This window comes from Streptomyces sp. NPDC104106, from assembly GCF_055584345.1.
In genome coordinates, this window is sequence record NZ_JBVJMF010000015.1 from 14,483 (window position 1) to 31,497 (window position 17,015).

The 17,015-nt window shown below is 70.9% G+C and carries 14 protein-coding genes and 1 pseudogene; 6 read left to right on the forward strand and 9 right to left on the reverse strand.

All coding sequences use genetic code 11. The annotated features are described in order from the left end of the window. Positions 1-10: 10 nt before the first annotated feature. From ctaF to ACZ60X_RS29995, 3 genes are all read right to left on the reverse strand, one after another. A complete protein-coding gene (ctaF, locus tag ACZ60X_RS29985; RefSeq protein ID WP_469604965.1) occupies positions 11-403 on the reverse strand; it encodes an aa3-type cytochrome oxidase subunit IV in 393 nt (130 codons plus the stop codon). Then, positions 400-2,118 carry an aa3-type cytochrome oxidase subunit I gene (ctaD, locus tag ACZ60X_RS29990; protein ID WP_469604968.1) on the reverse strand — a complete coding sequence of 573 codons (1,719 nt, stop codon included), beginning with the start codon at positions 2,116-2,118 and terminating at the stop codon, positions 400-402. The genes ctaF and ctaD overlap by 4 nt, the downstream gene beginning before the upstream one ends. A 682-nt stretch (positions 2,119-2,800) precedes the next feature. Further along, positions 2,801-3,799 (reverse strand): sigma-70 family RNA polymerase sigma factor, encoded by a 999-nt coding sequence (locus ACZ60X_RS29995; protein WP_469604970.1) that lies wholly within the window; start codon positions 3,797-3,799, stop codon positions 2,801-2,803. 185 nt (positions 3,800-3,984) lie between these two features. Here ACZ60X_RS29995 and ACZ60X_RS30000 point away from each other — a divergent pair. Then, positions 3,985-4,958: pseudogene (locus ACZ60X_RS30000) on the forward strand (B12-binding domain-containing radical SAM protein); the annotation flags it as partial. A 422-nt stretch (positions 4,959-5,380) separates the two neighbouring features. Here ACZ60X_RS30000 and ACZ60X_RS30005 read toward each other — a convergent pair. The 5 genes from ACZ60X_RS30005 to ACZ60X_RS30025 all read right to left on the reverse strand — a co-directional run bounded on the left by ACZ60X_RS30005 (position 5,381) and on the right by ACZ60X_RS30025 (position 11,441). Next, entirely contained in the window at positions 5,381-7,144 is a 1,764-nt protein-coding gene (locus ACZ60X_RS30005) for an amylo-alpha-1,6-glucosidase (RefSeq protein ID WP_469604973.1), read from the reverse strand. Between the two features lie 50 nt (positions 7,145-7,194). Beyond that, positions 7,195-8,019 (reverse strand): carbohydrate ABC transporter permease, encoded by an 825-nt coding sequence (locus ACZ60X_RS30010; RefSeq protein WP_469604976.1) that lies wholly within the window; start codon positions 8,017-8,019, stop codon positions 7,195-7,197. Continuing rightward, entirely contained in the window at positions 8,016-8,999 is a 984-nt protein-coding gene (locus tag ACZ60X_RS30015) for a carbohydrate ABC transporter permease (protein ID WP_469604979.1), read from the reverse strand. Before ACZ60X_RS30015 ends, ACZ60X_RS30010 begins: the two co-directional genes overlap by 4 nt. A gap of 10 nt (positions 9,000-9,009) precedes the next feature. Further along, entirely contained in the window at positions 9,010-10,254 is a 1,245-nt protein-coding gene (locus ACZ60X_RS30020; protein WP_469604981.1) for a sugar ABC transporter substrate-binding protein, read from the reverse strand. A 164-nt stretch (positions 10,255-10,418) separates the two neighbouring features. Further along, positions 10,419-11,441 carry a LacI family DNA-binding transcriptional regulator gene (locus ACZ60X_RS30025; RefSeq protein WP_469604983.1) on the reverse strand — a complete coding sequence of 341 codons (1,023 nt, stop codon included), beginning with the start codon at positions 11,439-11,441 and terminating at the stop codon, positions 10,419-10,421. A gap of 330 nt (positions 11,442-11,771) precedes the next feature. Between ACZ60X_RS30025 and ACZ60X_RS30030 the strand changes: the two genes are divergently transcribed. Further along, positions 11,772-12,356, forward strand: coding sequence for a LamG-like jellyroll fold domain-containing protein (locus ACZ60X_RS30030; protein WP_469604985.1), 585 nt, complete (start codon positions 11,772-11,774; stop codon positions 12,354-12,356). A gap of 282 nt (positions 12,357-12,638) precedes the next feature. Continuing rightward, entirely contained in the window at positions 12,639-13,466 is an 828-nt protein-coding gene (locus ACZ60X_RS30035) for an NAD-dependent epimerase/dehydratase family protein (RefSeq protein ID WP_469604988.1), read from the forward strand. A 78-nt stretch (positions 13,467-13,544) separates the two neighbouring features. On the opposite strand, the gene ACZ60X_RS30040 is transcribed toward ACZ60X_RS30035, so the two are convergent. Then, positions 13,545-13,892 carry an ANTAR domain-containing protein gene (locus tag ACZ60X_RS30040; RefSeq protein WP_469604991.1) on the reverse strand — a complete coding sequence of 116 codons (348 nt, stop codon included), beginning with the start codon at positions 13,890-13,892 and terminating at the stop codon, positions 13,545-13,547. A 445-nt stretch (positions 13,893-14,337) separates the two neighbouring features. On the opposite strand from ACZ60X_RS30040, the gene ACZ60X_RS30045 reads away from it, so the two are divergent. From ACZ60X_RS30045 to ACZ60X_RS30055, 3 genes are all read left to right on the forward strand, one after another. Continuing rightward, complete coding sequence (locus ACZ60X_RS30045; RefSeq protein ID WP_469605439.1) at positions 14,338-15,015, forward strand: dienelactone hydrolase family protein; 678 nt, start codon at positions 14,338-14,340, stop codon at positions 15,013-15,015. A gap of 187 nt (positions 15,016-15,202) precedes the next feature. Next, positions 15,203-16,222 (forward strand): sigma-70 family RNA polymerase sigma factor, encoded by a 1,020-nt coding sequence (locus tag ACZ60X_RS30050; protein WP_469604994.1) that lies wholly within the window; start codon positions 15,203-15,205, stop codon positions 16,220-16,222. Between the two features lie 59 nt (positions 16,223-16,281). Beyond that, positions 16,282-16,734 (forward strand): YbhB/YbcL family Raf kinase inhibitor-like protein, encoded by a 453-nt coding sequence (locus ACZ60X_RS30055; protein WP_469604997.1) that lies wholly within the window; start codon positions 16,282-16,284, stop codon positions 16,732-16,734. Positions 16,735-17,015: the final 281 nt, after the last annotated feature.

Consider the following 17,015-nt stretch of genomic DNA (forward strand, 5'->3'; position numbering starts at 1 on the left):
CTCGCCCTCGTCACCCGCTCTCCCGGCCGTTGTACTGGAAGACCATGCCGAAGATTCCCATTCCGAGAATTCCGAGGCCGATCAGGATCAGCCAGTCGCCGTAGACGATGCCGTTGGCCACCACCGTGGCCCCGGCAGCGGTCACCACCGGATGACGGCTGTGCGGGGGAAAGAAGTCGACCCGCCCACTGCGCTCCTGGATCTCCGAGTCCGAACGGTCCTCCGGACGAATTCCCTTGCGCCGGTAATTGACCAGCGAGAAGAACGCGATCACGGACGCCATGATGAACGAGATCGTGAGCGCCGCACTACCGGCGGGTTCCCGCGCGAACCACATGTACGCCGCGTCGGTGACGAGAAAGAAGAGGGCCACGCCCGCGAAAAGATATGCTTCGGACTTCATTCGCTCTGTTCCCCTAGAGGGTCGGGGGTCGGTTCCACCGTGCCGCGAGCGGCCGGCGGCAGCTCTTCACTGAACTCCGGATGGTGCAGGTCGAACGCGGGGGAATCGGACCGCACCCGGGGCAGCGCCGTGAAGTTGTGCCGAGGCGGAGGGCATGAAGTCGCCCATTCGAGCGATCGACCGTATCCCCACGGGTCATCCAGCGTCACCTTCTGCGCGTACCGAGCGGTCTTCCAGACGTTGTAGAGGAACGGCAGGGTGGAGAGCCCCAGCAGAAACGCACCGATCGACGAAACCGTATTCAAAGCGGTGAACCCGTCGGCAGCCAAGTAGTCGGCATAGCGGCGCGGCATTCCGATCTCGCCCAGCCAGTGCTGCACGAGGAACGTCGTCTGAAATCCCACGAACAGTGTCCAGAAATGGATCTTACCAATGCGTTCGTCCAGCATGCGGCCCGTCAGCTTGGGCCACCAGAAGTAGAAACCGCCGAACATCGCGAAGACGATCGTTCCGAAGAGGACATAGTGCAGATGAGCGACGATGAAATAGGTGTCGGTGAGATGGAGGTCCATGGCGGGCGAGGCGATGAGAACGCCGCTGAGCCCGCCGAGCAGGAAGGTCACGAGGAAACCCAGCGACCAGAGCATGGGAGTCTCGAAGGAGAGGCTGCCCTGCCACATCGTCCCGATCCAGTTGAAGAACTTCACCCCGGTGGGCACGGCGATCAGGAAGGACATGAAGGAGAAGAAAGGCAGAAACACCGCGCCCGTGGCGAACATGTGATGGGCCCACACGGCGGCCGACAGCATGGTGATCGCGATGGTCGCGCCGACCATACCGAGGTAGCCGAACACAGGTTTACGGCTGAACACCGGGAGGATCTCCGTGACCACGCCGAAGAACGGCAACGCCACGATGTAGACCTCCGGATGGCCGAACCACCAGAACAGATGCTGCCACAGCAGGGCGCCACCGGTGGCCGAGTCGAAGACGTGGGCGCCGTAAAGCCGGTCGGCCGCCAGGGCCAGGAGGATGGCCGTGAAGACGGGGAAGGCCAGCAGCACGAGGATGGAGGTGAAGAGCACGTTCCACGTGAAGATCGGCATCCGGAACATCGTCATTCCAGGACAGCGGAGGCACACGATCGTGGCGATGAAATTGACGGCCCCCAGGGTGGTGCTCACACCCGAGAGCACCAGGCCCATCGCCCACAGATCACCACCGTGCCCCGGGCTGTGCACCGCGTTGTTCAGCGGTGAATACGCGAACCATCCGAAAGGGGCGGGACCGTTACTGACCAGGAAACCGGACAGTACAGTGAGACCGCCGAAGAGGAAGAGCCAGTAGGTGAGAGCGTTGAGCCGGGGGAACGCCACGTCGGGCGCCCCGATCTGCAGGGGCATGACGGCATTCGCGAAGCCGGTGAACGTCGGCGTCGCGAAGAGCAGCATCATGATCGTGCCATGGATGGTGAACAGTTCGTTGTACTGCTGCTCGTCGACGAGCTGGAGTCCGGGCCTGGCCAGCTCCGTGCGCATCAACATCGCCAGCAAGCCGGCGATCAGGAAGAAGCCGAATGACGTGACGAGGTACAGATTTCCGATCTTCTTGTGATCCGTGGTGGTCAGATAGTCCCTGATCCTGTCACCCGTCTGCACGTGAGGGCTGTGAGCCGCATCCTCCTTCTGCCCCAGCCCCGGGTGCGTCTTCGACATGAGCGCCCTCCTGGCAGTGCACCGACGCGTCGGCATCTGTGACGAACGCAAGGGGGTTAGCCCCCGCCGTCCCTTCGTAAACCTGGCCTGTGCCCCGTCGCTGCGCACGCGGATCACCCGCGCCCAGGCCCGGCAGGCGCAAACTGTTCGGCCCCTGCGGGGACAGCCGGTCGGCCCGGGCGAGCGCCCGCCGGCCGCACACCTTGTGGACCACCAGGCGCGAGCGCCGGCGAGTTCGCCGCCGGTGAAGACGTGGACACCGCGCCCGTCGGCCCGGTTGGTGGCGGTGCGTCCGCCCGGCGTGGCACGAACCTCACCTGCCGACCGGAGGGCAGGCACAGTTCGCCCTCCGGGGAGATGTGCGGGCAGTCGGAGTCCGCGATGACGTGCACCCCGTCCAGGTCCCCGATCACCTCCCCGTCAGCATCCGGCGCCAAGGAGGCGGAAGGCCGTCAGGGCACGCTTGCCGGCAGCGGCGAAAGGGGCGGGGAAGCGGTCGGGTCGCAGGCCACCGGCCCGCAGCCGGCCGATGTCGATCCGGCAGTCCCGCACGTGCCCATGTTTCGGCAGGTCGACGCTCCCCGGCACGTGCGGCGCTCCGGTAGCCCCGAGTCGGCCGGACCCGGGCGGGTGGGCCGGCGTCGTTCTCCCGGCCGGCGGACCGACTGGGCATGCTCTGCGCTCACCGGCCCGGGACGGTCGCACCGCCGAGCGGGTGTTTCCGCCTGCGATGGCGAGCCGGGCAGGCTGCCACGGGATCCGCGGCGGGGCAGGCGTCCGACGCCTTCGCGGTGCCGGACGCGGCGGTCCGGCGGTCAGGGGCCGGCGTGGGACCGAAGCTCGGTTGTCGCTCCGCGGGAGCCGACGGGGCCAGGTGCCCGAGTACTTCTCGCAAGCGTGCCAGGCATCGGGTGAGCAGCCGCGACACATGCATCTGTGAGATTCCCACGGTTGTCGCGATCTGCTGCTGGGTCTGGTCATGGAAGAAGCGCAGCAGCAGGATGTGGCGTTCCCGTTCAGGGAACTGAAGCAGGGCCTGGAGGATGTCCACCCGTGCGGCGGCGGATTCGATGGCCGGGTCCCGGTCTCCCACCACCTCGGCGTACGGGGGCAGGGCTCCGTCCGGTCCGTCCGGGCACGCGTCGAGGTATCGGGGCTGCAGCACTTCCTGGGAGCGGAGGGCCGCGGCCACTGCGCTCTCGGAGAGACCGCAGGCCAGAGCGATCTCGCCGGGTGCGGGAGAGCGCCCACCGTGCGACTGTTCGATGTCTCGGCGGGCTCGTGCGACGTGCAGCCTGGCTTCCTGGACGGTTCGTGGCAGTCTCACGAGGCTTGCCCGATCCCTCAGGTGGCGCTTCACCTCTCCGGCAATCGTCGGCACGGCATAGGACAGAAAGGCATGGCCCTGAGCCGGATCGTAGCCGTCGATGGCTTTGACCAGGCCCACACACGCCACCTGGAGCAGGTCGTCCTGGTCCTCGGCACCGAAGGGGCGGTACCTCCCGGCGATCCGGCGCGCCAGGGGGATCAGAGCACGGATGGCCTCCTCGCGGGCGTCCTGCCTCTCCCTGCCCGGCATCTGCCGGCGGATGCGACCCACAAGGTCGTCGATCTGCGAGGACGTCAGCGCGCCTTGCGCTGCCGTCCTGACCGGGCGACGAGGAGTGATGGAGGAAGTCATGTGGGCCTCTGCGCTGGACTTGTTCCCGGGGCATCAGCCTGGGTTTCCGCGCCGCTTTCGCCTATGCGAATGCCACCCGGTCAGTCGTATGTCCTGTCGGCGGGCAACCCGGTCAGCGCATCCTGGTGTCGCCGGGCTGCGATGAGGTGACCCAGGGACTCCCGCCCCCGCGCCCGAGGTGACTCATGCGTCTCCTGCTCGCCCACCCAAGTGCCCTGATGTATTCGGAGATCGTCCTGAGGCTGGAGCCGCTCGGCCTGGAACGAGTCGCGGCCGCCGCTCGGGCGGCGGGGCACGAGGTGCGGGTCGTGGACCTCCAGGTGAGCTGCCACGGTGATCTGCGCAGGGCTGTCACCGGCTTCCGGCCCGAGGCGGTGGGATTCTCCTCCACTACGTGGCGAACATCCCGGATGGCCGTCGATCCGGCGCGCGCCATCAAACGGGTGGAGCCGGGCTGCTTCGTCTTCTTCGGCGGACACAGCGTCTCGTTCGTCGCCGAGGACGTCCTGGATCAGGCAGAGACAGCCGTGGACGTGGTGGTGCGAGGCGAGGGTGAGACGGCGGTCGTCCCGCTTGTCGAAGCCGTACGCCACGGTGGCGTGGACGGTGTGCCCGGCGTCGTCACGCCCGGCGGTCGGGGGCCGGCGCCGACCATGCTGCACTCGATCGACACCCCCGTCCTGCGCGGGACCTCCTGCGCCACCGCAGCCGGTACTTCATCGGTGAGCTGGCCCCGTGCGCATCCATCGAGTTCACCCGTGGGTGCCCACGGGACTGCTCCGCCTGGACCTTCTGCGGACGCAGTTACCGCAAGGCCTCCCCCGAGGCCGCCGCCGCGGAACTGGCCGGGATCCGGTAGCCGAATGTCTTCATCGTCGGTGATGTCGCCTTCATCCGCCCGGAGCACGGGGATGCCGTCGCCGCCGAGGTGGAGCGGCGCCGTGTGCGCAAGCAGTACTACCTCGAGACGCGCAGCGACGTCCTGCTGCGCAACACCGACGTTTTCGAACGATGGACGCGGCTGGGCCTGCGGTACATGTTTCTCGGCATGGCGGCGATCGCCGCCGAGGGGCTGGACCTGTACCGCAAGCGGGTGAGTCCCGACGAGAACTTCCACGCCCTGGAGACGGCTCGCAAGCTGGGAATCAATGTCGCCATGGCGGTGCCGGCCGCCGCAGCGGCTGCCGTCGCGGTCGTGGTCCTGTCCCGTTCGCCGGTGCTGTGCGGCGACACCGGCCATGGCGAGAACGCCGACCCGGTGAGCCATGGCGAGACGGACGCACCGCAGGCGAGGGGCGGATGAAGGCGCCACGTTCGACATCGACCACACCGGGATCGGGCTCCTGGCCTCCGTGGTCACGCTGTCCACCGCCCCTGTCGGGCTGCTCGCCGGCAGCGTGTCCCTGGGGCTGCAGCGATGCTTCTCGCGGGCATGAGCACCTCATACATGTGGCTGCTTGCCGCGCGCTCCAGGCCCCTCGTGCCCACCGTATGCATGCTCTGGCGTCCCGGACACGACGGTCACGGCACAGGCCCGCGGCACACCCTGACGTCAGCGGGATCCACCGGAGCTCAGGGGCGTCACGTCCGCTGCGATGAGGTCGCACCGGACTCGCTGACTCGCTGTGCGTGCGCCTCGGCGAGCAGGAGGTAGCTGGCGGCGGTCCACGTGTAGGCGCGGTCACGCAGGCCGGTTCCGGTGAGGGCGTCGAAGTTCTCGGCGAAGCCGTGGGTCTCGCACAGGGCGCGGAAGCGGGCGCTGATGTCGTCCGCCAGCCGGTGATGGCCGGCGCGCCGCAGCCCGTCCTCGATCAGGACGGTGGCGGGGGCCCAGATCGGGCCGCGCCAGTAGCCGTCGGGGAGGTAGTGCGGCGAGGTGGGCAGTTCGGTGGCCAGGCCGTACGGCGTCAGGTGGGCCTTGATGCGGTCGGCCAGCGCGCTGCTGACCTCGCCGGGCAGGTGCTCGCCCAGCACGATGGGCATCAGGTCGAGGAGGCTGTCGCTGCTCCAGCCGTCCCCGGTGCTGACACCCCGGGTGACGAACCTGTCGCCGGTCCACAGCTGCTCCAGCAGCGCCGTCTGGATCTCCCCGGCCATGGCCGTCCACCGGCTCGCCGCGTCCGGCATACGCAACTTCCGTGCGAGTGCGGCGAGTTCGTGTAGTTGGAGAACGAGGAACGCGGTCAGGTCGGCGGTGACGACGACCCGTTCGGGATCGAAGGCGGTGGCGTTGTCCCAGCCGCTGTCGTTGCCGTGCTGGTAGTGGGGCAGGGCGGCCCCGGGGGCTCGTCGGGCACTGAGCCAGAAGTCGGTCCAGCGCTCCAGACGGCCGTACGCCTCGGCCAGTTCGGCACGGCGGGGAGGCGTCGGCAGCCGACGGCGCAGACGGCCGAAGGCCCAGCCGTGGATGGGCGGCTTGACGAAGTTGTAGAGGACTTCGGAGTGGGTGACCGAGTCCGGCAGGGCGCCGGCGGCGTCCTGGTGGTCGAAGGGCAGCGCGAACTGGTCGAGAGCGAGTTCGGGGCGTCCGGGCGCCAGGGCGAGGGCGTTGAAGCAGTGGTCCCAGCTCCAGACCTTGTCCATCCAGTGCTTGGACATCAGCACGGCGGGCCGGGTGACCAGTCCGGTCGGCCGTACGGTCGCCGACCAGACGACGTAGGCGGCGAGTTCGGCCGCCGGGGTGGCCGGCGAGCGCCAGGGAGCCACCGCGTCGGCGAAGTCCGCGAACGCGCCCCGCGCGGACCTGACGAGGTCGTCGAAGCTCGCCGAGGACGCGTACGGCGCTCGGGCGGTCCGGAACTCCTCGATCGCGATCTCCCACGCTCCGTCCGCCGCCGCGGTCACGGCCACACCGCGGTCGGCACGGCCCAGGGCCTGGTCACCGCCCGGCACGGCGATGGAGCCGGACAGCGCGGTGACGCGGTAGCGGCGTCCGGTCTCGTACGACGTGAACACGTGGGCGCCCGCCGCCGGGTCGTGAAAGAAGTACGTCCCGCTGAACGGAGTCAGGGTCTGCGCGGCTGCGAAGACTCCGACGCCCAGGCCGCTCCCCCGCAGCCGCACGGTGTCCGGCGACTCGTAGGCGAGGTCGACGCGCCCGTTCCCGGCGATCCAGCTGAGCAGGCCCGGTGTCGCCTCGACGCCGGTCTCGACCCGGTCGCCCGCGGTCGTGTCCAGGGGGACCAGGCGCAGGACGGCGTGCATGCCGTTCTGGTGCGAGACGAGGTGGAGGTCGTCGGCGTACGTCTTCTCGGCCACCACGGGCGATATGCCGAACCAGGAGCCGTGTGTGCTGAACGGGATGGCCTGGACGGAGAAGGCCGGGCCGGGAAGGGCGGCGGTCATGGGGTACGACTCGTTTCTCGAGCAGAGGGACTCGAACAGAGGGCGGGAACTCAGTCCTTGACGGCGCCGGCGGTCACGCCGGCGGCGACGTAGCGCTGGGCGAGGACGAGGATGACCGCGGCCGGCAGCGAGGCGACGACGGCGGTGGCCATGATGGCGTTCCACTGCTGGTTGTTGTTGCCGATGTAGTGGTAGATGCCGAGGGTGATCGGCTCGTGGGCGCCGCCGCCCGCCAGGGTGCCGGCGAAGACGAAGTCGGACCAGGACCACAGGAACGCGAACAGGGACACCGTGACGACGGCGTTGCGGCTGATCGGCAGGACGATGGACCAGAAGGTACGCAAGGGGCCGGCGCCGTCGGTCGTCGCGGCCTGGAGCAGTTCGCCGGGGATGCCGGACATGAAGGCGGTGAAGATGAGGACGCCGAAGGGGACGGCCAGGGTGGAGTCGGCGACGATCAGGCCGGGGACGGACTGGAGCAGGCCGAGCTGGAGGTAGATGGCGTAGAAGCCCATCGCCATGATGATGCCGGGGATCATCTGGGCGGCCAGCAGGACGAAGTTCAGGATGCCGGCGCCGCGTGGGCGCAGCTTGGCCAGGGCGTAGCCGGCGGGGGCGGACAGGGCGACGGTCAGCACGACGGTGCCCAGGCCGATCACGAGGCTGGTGCCGAGGTAGGGAAGTTGCTCGTCCAGGACGGTGCGGTAGCCGGCCAGGGTCCCGTGGAGCGGCAGCAGGTCCGGCGGGCTCTTGCGCATGTCCTGGTCGCGTGTGAGGGAGACGTTGAGCATCCAGTAGACCGGGAAGAGCATGATGCCGGTCAGCGCGACGCCGATCGTGGTCTTCACCCGGTTGCGCCGGGGGCTTCGGCTCATGACAGCGCCTGCTTTCTCTGGGCCCGCACGTAGACCAGACCGAAGACCAGGGCGACGACCACGAGCAGGTTGCCGACGGCCGCGCCGGGGCCGAAGGCGGGCAGGAGGTTGCCGAAGCCGAGCTGGTAGGCCCAGGTGGCGAAGGTGGTGGAGGAGTCCGCCGGGCCGCCCTTGGTCATGATCCAGATGATGTCGAAGACCTTGAGCGTGTAGATCAGGCCGAGGAGAAGGGTGATCGCGGACACCGGGCGCAGCAGCGGGAAGGTGACGCGCCAGAAGCGCTGCCAGGCGTTCGCCCCGTCGATGGCGGCGGCCTCGTACAGGCTCGCGGGGATGGACTGCAGGCCGCTGTGGAGCACGACCAGGTTGAAGGGGACGCCGATCCAGATGTTCGCGATGATCACCGAGGTCAGCGACCAGGACTGCGAGGTCAGCCAGTTGACCGGCCCGATACCGAGGGTGTGCAGGGCGGCGTTGACGACGCCCGACTCGCTGTCGAGCATCCACGACCAGGTGGAGGCGGAGACGATCAGCGGCAGCAGCCACGGTACGAGGAAGAGGGCGCGCAGGGTCGCGGAGAGCCGGAAGTGCTGGTTGAAGAAGACCGCGAGTGCGAGCCCGATGGCGTACTGGAAGGCCAGGCACACGGCGGTGAACAGCGCGGTGTGGAGCAGGGCCGGGGCGAAGGTCGGGTCGTGGAGGACCGTGCGGTAGTTCGCCAGGCCCGTGAAGGGGGCGTCGCCCTGGACGAAGGAGCGGACGGTGTAGTGGCGCAGGCTCAGATCGAGGTTGCGGTAGAGCGGATAGGCATAGAAGAGGGCGAGATAGACGCTCACCGGGGCGAGGAATCCCCAGGCGGCCCACTGCGTGGAGGTGGGTCGGCGGCGTGTCCCGCGGGCCGGGCGCGGGGCGGCGGCCGTTGCGGTCCGGGCGTGGCCGGGGGCGGACCGGTGGTCCGGCGGATGTGTCGTCTGCTTCATCGGGCTCACGTCACTTGGCCGCGGACTGCGCCACAGTGAGCGCGTGCCCGGGCGACGCGGACCCGCTGAGTGCGGACTGGACGGCCTTCCACAACTGCTCGGATATCTTGGGGTACTTGGTGCCCAGGTCGTCGCTGGTGCGGCCCTTGGCCGCCTTGACGGCCTCCACCCATGGCTTCAGATCGGCGTTCGCGGCCACCTGCTTGTCCCGGACCGCGGCGGTGGGGGCCACGTAGGACAGGGTGGTGTCGGTGTCGTAGAGGTTGCCGGCGCTGGTCAGGCAGGTCGCCAGCTTCTGCGAGGTGGTGTAGCGGCCGGTGTCCCGCTGGACCGGGACGGTCACGAACTCGCCACCGACCGGGGCCGCCGCGGTGCCGCCGTTCGCCGCGGGTATGGGCAGGACGCCGAAGTCGAGACCGGCCTTCTTGGCGCCTGCGAGCTGCCAGGTGCCGTTCTCGGCGAACGCGTAGTCGCCGCCGGCGAACTCCTGCCAGCTGGTGGTCTGGGTGTTGTTGAGCACCGAGTCGGGCGCGTAGCCGTTCTTCAGCCAGCCCTTCCACAGGGTCAGCGCGGACACGCCCTGGGAGGAGTCCAGTTGGGTCAACTCGGCACCCGAGCCCCAGAACCAGGGCAGGAACTGGAAGCTGCCCTCCTCCGTGCCGATCGCCGAGAACGTGATGCCCTTCCTGCCCGCCTTCCCGACCTTCGCCAGCGCCGCCGTCAGCGACGTCCAGTCCTTGACGGAGGCGATGTCGACGCCTGCCTGCTTGAGCACCTTCTTGTTGTAGTAGAGGGCGAGGGTGTTGGCGCCGATCGGTGTGCCGTACGTCTTGCCGCCGGACTGGCCGGCCGCGAGCAGGTTGGGGTCGACCTTCGAGGTGTCCGGCTTGGTGTCGTCGGTCGTGGTGAGCACGCCCGCCTCGGCGAGGGTGGACACCACCGGGTTGTCGACGATGAGGACGTCCGGCGAGTTGCCCTGCTGTGCTGCCAGGAGCGTCTTGTTGCCCAGGTCGCTGGTGTCGAAGGCGGTCCGCTTGATCTTCACTCCCGCCTTCGTGCCGCACCGGTCGAGCAGCTTCGCCCAGGCCGAGGTCTTGTCGAACTGCGGGTACGGGTCCCAGACGGTGTACGTGCCGCTGCCCGCGCCCTTGGTGCCGGAGCCGGAGGAGCAGGCGGTGGTGGTGACGGACACGGCCACGGCCACGGCGGCGAGGGCGGCGGCGGTCAGACGGCGCGGTCTGGAGGAACTGGTCATCGCGAGGGTTCCTTTGTTCCGGGCATGCGGGTGCCGAGGGCACGGGGTGGTGAGGCGAAACGGGCGCGGCGGACGGCGCCGTGCGCGGTGCGCGCGCCCGGTGAGGTGGGGAGACCTGGAGGCGGAGGGAGTTGTGTGTCGTGAGGAGGTCCGCGCGGGTGTGCTCAGCGCGTCGTACCGGCTCCCGCGGGCCCGGTGCTGGCCCGCAGGGAGATCGGCGGCGCGAGGAGGTGGTGCCGCGGCGGCGCGTCCCGGTGGTCCAGCCGCTCCACCAGGAGGTCGACGGCGCGTCGGCCCATCTCCGCCGCCGGCACGTCGGCCGCGGTGAGCTGCGGGGTCACCGTCTCCGCCCAGCGTCCGGCCACGACCCCGGTGACGGAGAAGTCGCGCGGCACATGGCGGCCCGCCTGGGCAAGCCCCCGGTACAGACCGCCGAGCGCGGCCTCGTTCAGCGTGACCAGGGCGGTGGTGGCCGGGTCGTCGTGCAGGATCCGCTCCACGCACGCCTCGCCCGAGGGGGCGTCGTCCCCGCAGCAGTACGTCCGCACGGTCAGCCCACGCTCGGCAGCCGCCTTGGTGAAACCGTCCAGGCCGCGGTGCGCGGACTCGTATCCGGCCCGCAGCAGTTGTTCGGGACGGTTGACGAAGGCGACGCGGGCGTGGCCGAGGTCCGCCAGGTGGTGGACGCAGGCCGCCGCCAGCGCGGTGTGGTCCAGGCCCACCCACCAGCCGCCCTCCGGGTTGGCGGTACGGCCGATGGCGACCGAGGGGAAGTCCAGGGCGGCCAGGTGATCGACCCGGTCGTCCTCCAGCCTGATCTCCATCAGGATCGCGCCGTCGACCCGCCGCTCCCCCAGCAGCCGCTGGAAGGAGCGGTCGCTGTCCACGCCGCTCGGTGAGAGCAGGACGTCGTAGTCGTACGCCGCCGCGGCCTCCACCACACTGCCGATGAAGTCCAGCTGCATCCCGGTGTAGTGGTGGCCGGCCGGCGGGAACACCAGGCCGATCGTGCTGGTCCGGCCGTTGGCCAGGGCACGCGCGCTGGCGTTCGGGCGGTAGCCCAGCTCGTCGATGACCTGCTGGATCTTCCGGCGGGTGTCGTCGGAGACCGGACGCTTGCCGGTCAGCGCGTAGGACACGGTGCTCCGCGAGACACCGGCCCGCGAAGCGATCTCACCGATGTTCACGGGTGGCTCCTTGCCGTGTGTCGAACCGGTTCGCGTGAAGTGAACGTAGAAACAGGCCGGAGACATGTCAACACCTACGACCACACTTCCCCGTCTCACCCGGCCGCCCCGATTCCCTCTGGTGGGAGGGATTGCTGGTCGGCATCGCCGGTGCTAACTTCCTCGAACCGGTTCGAGGAAGAGGTCCCCGAAGAGCGTTTCCGGATCCGCCGCCCCTGCGCGAACGCGGAAGCCACCGTCCTTTCCCGCCGGATTCGCCACGTGGCACCGCGACCTGACGGTAGAACCGGTTCGACGCATGCCGACACTCAAGGATTGAGGACGCAATCCATGTCATCCGCTGACAGACCGGCTCATCGCCGGGCCTCGGCCGCCGTGGCGCTGGCGCTCGGCGCGGGTCTGCTGGCCGCACCGGCCGTCCCCGCCCAGGCGGCCGACACACTCCGGCCCGCCGCCCACTACACCTTCGACCAGGACGACCTCACCTCCGGAAAGATCGCCGACAGCTCCGGCAACGGCCTGACGGCGACGCTGGTGAACGCCGCCACCGCCCGGTCCGTCGCGGGCGCCGCCGGCGGCAAGGCGCTCGCCCTGCCGGGCGGGGCGGGCGCCTCCGACGGCGCGTACGTGGTCCTTCCCCGCGAAGTCCTCGGCAGCACAGGCGACTTGACGGTCTCGGCCCGCGTGAAGTGGGGCGCTGACACGTCGGGCTGGCAGCGCATCTTCGATCTGGGCACCGACACCACCCGGTACCTGTTCACGACGCCGTACAACGGCAGCGTGCTGCGCACCGCCGTGACCAGCGGCGGCGGGGCCGCGGAGGCGCGGGGGTCCGGCTACGCGCCCCTGCCCGCCGACGGGTGGCGGACGGTGACCGTCACCCTCGACACCGCCGCGCACCGGGTCACCACCTAGGCATCGAGGCCGTGCGGTCCGCGGCCGGGAACATCGGGCCATCCCCTGGTGGAGACCGCCGTGGGAAGCCCCGAGCCCACGGCGGTGTGCCGGCGCGAGCGCCTCTCCCGATCCCCTCCGCCCGCGGCCTGGCGTGTGGCCCGGCCCTGTCGGTGGGCGGCCTCCGCGGACACCGACCCGAACAGCCGGTGCCGCGTCCGCCCCGCCGTGGAAGCCTCCCTCAGGAGCCACTGCCGACGCCACCGGCCGGGCGAGAACCGACGGACATGTGGAGGCCCACCCATGGCGACCCCCGAGCGCATCCTCATCACCGGAGCGGCGGGCCGCATCGGCCTCGGCCTGCGGCCCGCGCTCGCCCGCGCGCACAGAACGCTGCGGCTGCTGGACATCGCGCCGCTCGCCCCGCCCGCACCGGGCGAGGACGTCGAGGTCGTCCAGGCGTCGTTCCTCGACCCGGACGCCATCGGCGCGGCGTGTCAGGGCGTCGACGCCGTGATCCATCTCGGCGGCCTGAGCGGCGAGGCGCCGTGGCGCGACATCGTCGCCGTGAACGTCGACGGCACTCTGCGCGTGCTGGAGGCGGCGCGCGCCGCGGCCGTACCCCGGGTGGTCCTGGCGTCCAGCATCCACGCGGCGGGCTTCCACACACGGGACGAGGCGGGCGCCGGTGAACTGCCCGCCGAGACCCCGCCCCGGCCCGACACGTTCTACGGGGCCGGCAAGGCCGCGAGCGAGGCCCTTTGCAGTCTGTACCACTCCCGGTTCGGCCTCGACGTGGTGTGCCTGCGGATCGGCGCCTTCCGGCCGGTCCCCTTGGCGCCGGAGGACCTGGCCGTCTGGCTCTCGCCGGGTGATGCGGTCCGGCTGTTCGAGGCATGCCTGCGGCCACGGCCGGCCCGCTTCCGCGTGCTGTGGGGGATCTCGGCCAACACCCGCCGCTGGTGGTCGGCGGCCGAGGGCGAGGAGATCGGGTACCGCCCCCGGGACGACGCCGAGGACCACGCGGCCGCCGTCCTCGGCGACCAGCGGTTCGACCCCGCCGATCCCCGCGTCGCACGGGTCGGCGGCACGTTCTGCACCATGCCGCTCGGGGACAGCGCTCCGCCGTGAGAGCGAGCATGGGGGCGGGCGCCCCCTGGGGCCGTAGGGCAGGGCCTGGACGAACGCGAGGAGCCGGGGGATGTCGGGTCAGCCGGACCGGGCTCGTGCCAGGGCGGCCCGGAGGGCCTGGCGCGTTTCGAGGGGGAGCCGGCCGCGCTGGACCGCTTCGACGATCTGTTCCGCGATGCTGCGGAGCTTGGTGTTGGTCCGCTGGGACACGTCCTTCAGGATGTCGCAGCCCTGCTCGGGAGCCAGTCCTTCCAGGGCGATGACCACGCCGATCGCCTGGTCGATGACGGCATGCGAGACGATCGCCCGGCGCAGCTGGGTGATCTCCTCCTGGAGCACGCCGATCACGTCGGCCGGATCGCCGGGCCACTGGCGAGTCCCCCGGACGGCGGGCCGCGGCCCGGTGTGCAGCAGCGGATTCACCATGGTCACCTCCTGCGCGGGGCGGACTCCCCGTCGGCCCGCTGCCGCGGGCCAGGAGAGCCGTGCGAGCCCCACCAGTGTCCAACCGGCACCCGCCGGACGCACCTCCGTGCCGGACGCCCGCCCACGGGGTCGCGGCGTCCGTGCGCGCCGCCGGCGCCACTCCTCCCTGGCCAGCGGTGGCATGGGGTGCTCCGGTCCGGTCCGGGCGGCCCGGCTCGGGTCGCGTCCGCCGGCTGTGCGCGGCCGTGCCGTACGGCCGCCGTCGCCGGTCATCGGCGACGGGTCCCTGTGCGGGCCCGGTCCGATGCCGGGCGATGGGGTGCGGATACGTGCCCGGGACGCGTGGGCGCCGCCGCCTTGGTGGGTACGCGGTGGGGGACATCCAGGCCCTGCTGATCCGCGCATCGGTCCACGAGGTCGGCCGAGCGGAAAGAGGTTGATGCCGATGATCTCCGAGATGGTTCTGGTCCACACGGACGCCACGCTCTCCGGCGACCTCGTCGTCCCGGCCCCGGCACGCGCCCTGGTGCTGTTCGCACACGGCAGCGGCAGTTCCCGGCACAGCGCGCGCAACCGGATGGTCGCCGCCGAGCTGCGCACGGCGGGGCTCGGCACGCTGCTGATGGACCTGCTCAGCGAACGCGAGGAGCGGCACGACGCGCTGACCGGCGAGCACCGCTTCGACATCCCGTTCCTCGGCCGCCGCCTCGTGGGCGCGATCGACTGGCTGCAGACCCAGCCCGACACCCGCGACCTCCCGGTCGTCCTGTTCGGCGCCAGCACCGGTGCCGCGGCGGCGCTGGTGGCCGCGGCCGAGCGGCCGGACCGCGTGCTGACGGTGGTGTCCCGGGGCGGACGGCCCGATCTCGCCGGCGACGCCCTGGAGCGGGTACAGGCCCCGGTCCTGCTCATCGTCGGGGAGCGGGACGAGGCCGTGCTGGACTCCAACAGGCAAGCGGCCCAGCGGCTGCGCGGCGCGCACTCCCTCCACGTCGTACCGGGGGCGACGCACTTGTTCGAGGAGCCCGGTGCGCTGGAGGAGGTCGCCGCCACGGCCAAGCGGTGGTGCGACGAGCGGCTGTCGTCAACGCGGGAGGCCACGCGGAAGGGGAGCGCGTCATGACGGCCGCCGAGTGACCGGCTCCGGATCGCCCGGAGTCCCTGTGTCCGGGCGGTCCGGCCGGGTACCCGTCAAGTTCTGAGGTACGAAGTGGCAGCGACACGACGACGTCGAGGCGACAGGAGTCGGTGGCGAGGCGTCAGACGTCGATGTCGAGACGGCAGAAGTCGAGGAGTCGGAGGCCGGAACCATGCCTGCGCCGGCAGAGTCCGTACTGTCCGATCCGCGTGAGCGCCGCCGTGCGACGGCCCGCTCCGCCCGCCCGCGCAGCCGGGTCCCGGAGACCGGCGACGAGGCCGACCTGCTCGGCCAGTACCTGACCCAGATCGCGGCGACCCCGCTGCTCAGCGCCGAGGACGAGGTCCGGCTGGCCCGGCGTATCGAGGCCGGTGTGCACGCCGCCGAGGAACTGGAGCGGGACGGCGGCAGCGCGGGCACCCTCTCCCCGGGCCGGCGCCGGGACCTGCGGGAGGCCCTGCGGGTCGGCCAGGACGCCAAGGACCACATGATCCGGGCCAATCTGCGCCTGGTGGTGTCGATCGCCAAGCGGCACGCCCACCGCGGCGCGCCCCTGCTCGATCTGATCCAGGACGGCAATCTCGGGCTCATACGGGCGGTGGAGAAGTTCGACCACACCAAGGGCTTCAAGTTCTCCACGTACGCCACGTGGTGGATCCGCCAGGCGATCGAGCGTGGCCTGGCCCAGCACGCCCGTACCGTGCGGCTGCCGATGCACGTCGTGGAGAACCTGCAGAAGCTCGCCAAGACCGAACGTCAGCTGCGCTTGCGTCTGGACCGCGAACCCACCGAGAGCGAGGTCGCCCGGGAGAGCGGATTCGACGAGGACCGCGTCGCCTGGCTGCGCCGCGTCGGGCGGCAGACGCTGAGCCTCGACACGCCCGTGGACGATACCGGCGAGACCGTGGTCGGCGATCTCATCCCCGCCACCGACGTGCTCCAGGCACCCCAGATCGCCGAGTACCGGGCGCTCGCCGAGGACCTCAGGGACGCCCTGGGCGTCCTGGCACCCCGCGAGGCCATGATCCTGAGTCTCCGCTACGGCCTGCACGACGGACACCCGCGCACCCTGCAACAGGTGGCCGACCGCGTGGGCCTGACCCGCGAACGCGTGCGCCAGCTGGAGAAGCAGTCCCTCACGCGGCTGCGCGCACCCGAGACGGGCGAGCGCCTGCTGGACTGGGCCGGCTGACCGCGCCGGAGGGCCGGACCCGTCGTGTGGCCGGGCCCGCGCGGGGTACCCCGTGCCACATGGCCGGTATCGAACTCAGAAGCGCAGCCTTCACTGACCACACCATGATCCCGCGCCGTCATGCCCACGACGCGGAGAACGTCCCACCGCCGCTCACCTGGTCCGGAGTGCCGGACGACGCGGCGGAACTGGCCCTGTTGTGCGAGGACCCCGACGCGCCGTCGGGAACCTTCGTGCACTGGCTCGTCACCGGCATCGATCCCCGCGCGGGGGGCCTGGACGCCGGCGAGACGCCCAGGGTCGGCCAACCCCACCGCAACGGCTTCGGGGAACGCGGCTGGGGCGGCCCCCAGCCACCGGTCGGCGACGACGCCCACCGCTACTTCTTCCGGCTCTACGCCCTGCCCGGTCCCGTCTCGCTCCCCGACCGGGCCACCGCCGACGAGGCGCACGCCGTGCTCGACCGGGAGCAGCTGGCCAGCGGCACCATCGTCGGGCTGTACCGGCGCTGAACCGGGCGCGCCACGCCTGTCACCGCCGGCGTCGATCCCTGGCCCTGCGGCGACCGGCACCGTCCTCGCGGCCCGGCGCCCGACGGCCCCGGGTACCGGGCGCCCGGGACGCCCTCCCTGCCGGCGCCGCACCGTCCCCCTCGGTGGCGGCCACCGGGGCGACGTGCCCGGACGCCCCCGGATACGGACGGCCCGCCCGTCCCCTGACCTGGTCCCCCTGACCGCCACGGATCTCGCGTGCGCCACGGCGGTGCGCGCACTCGCGCGGACCGGCGGACTGA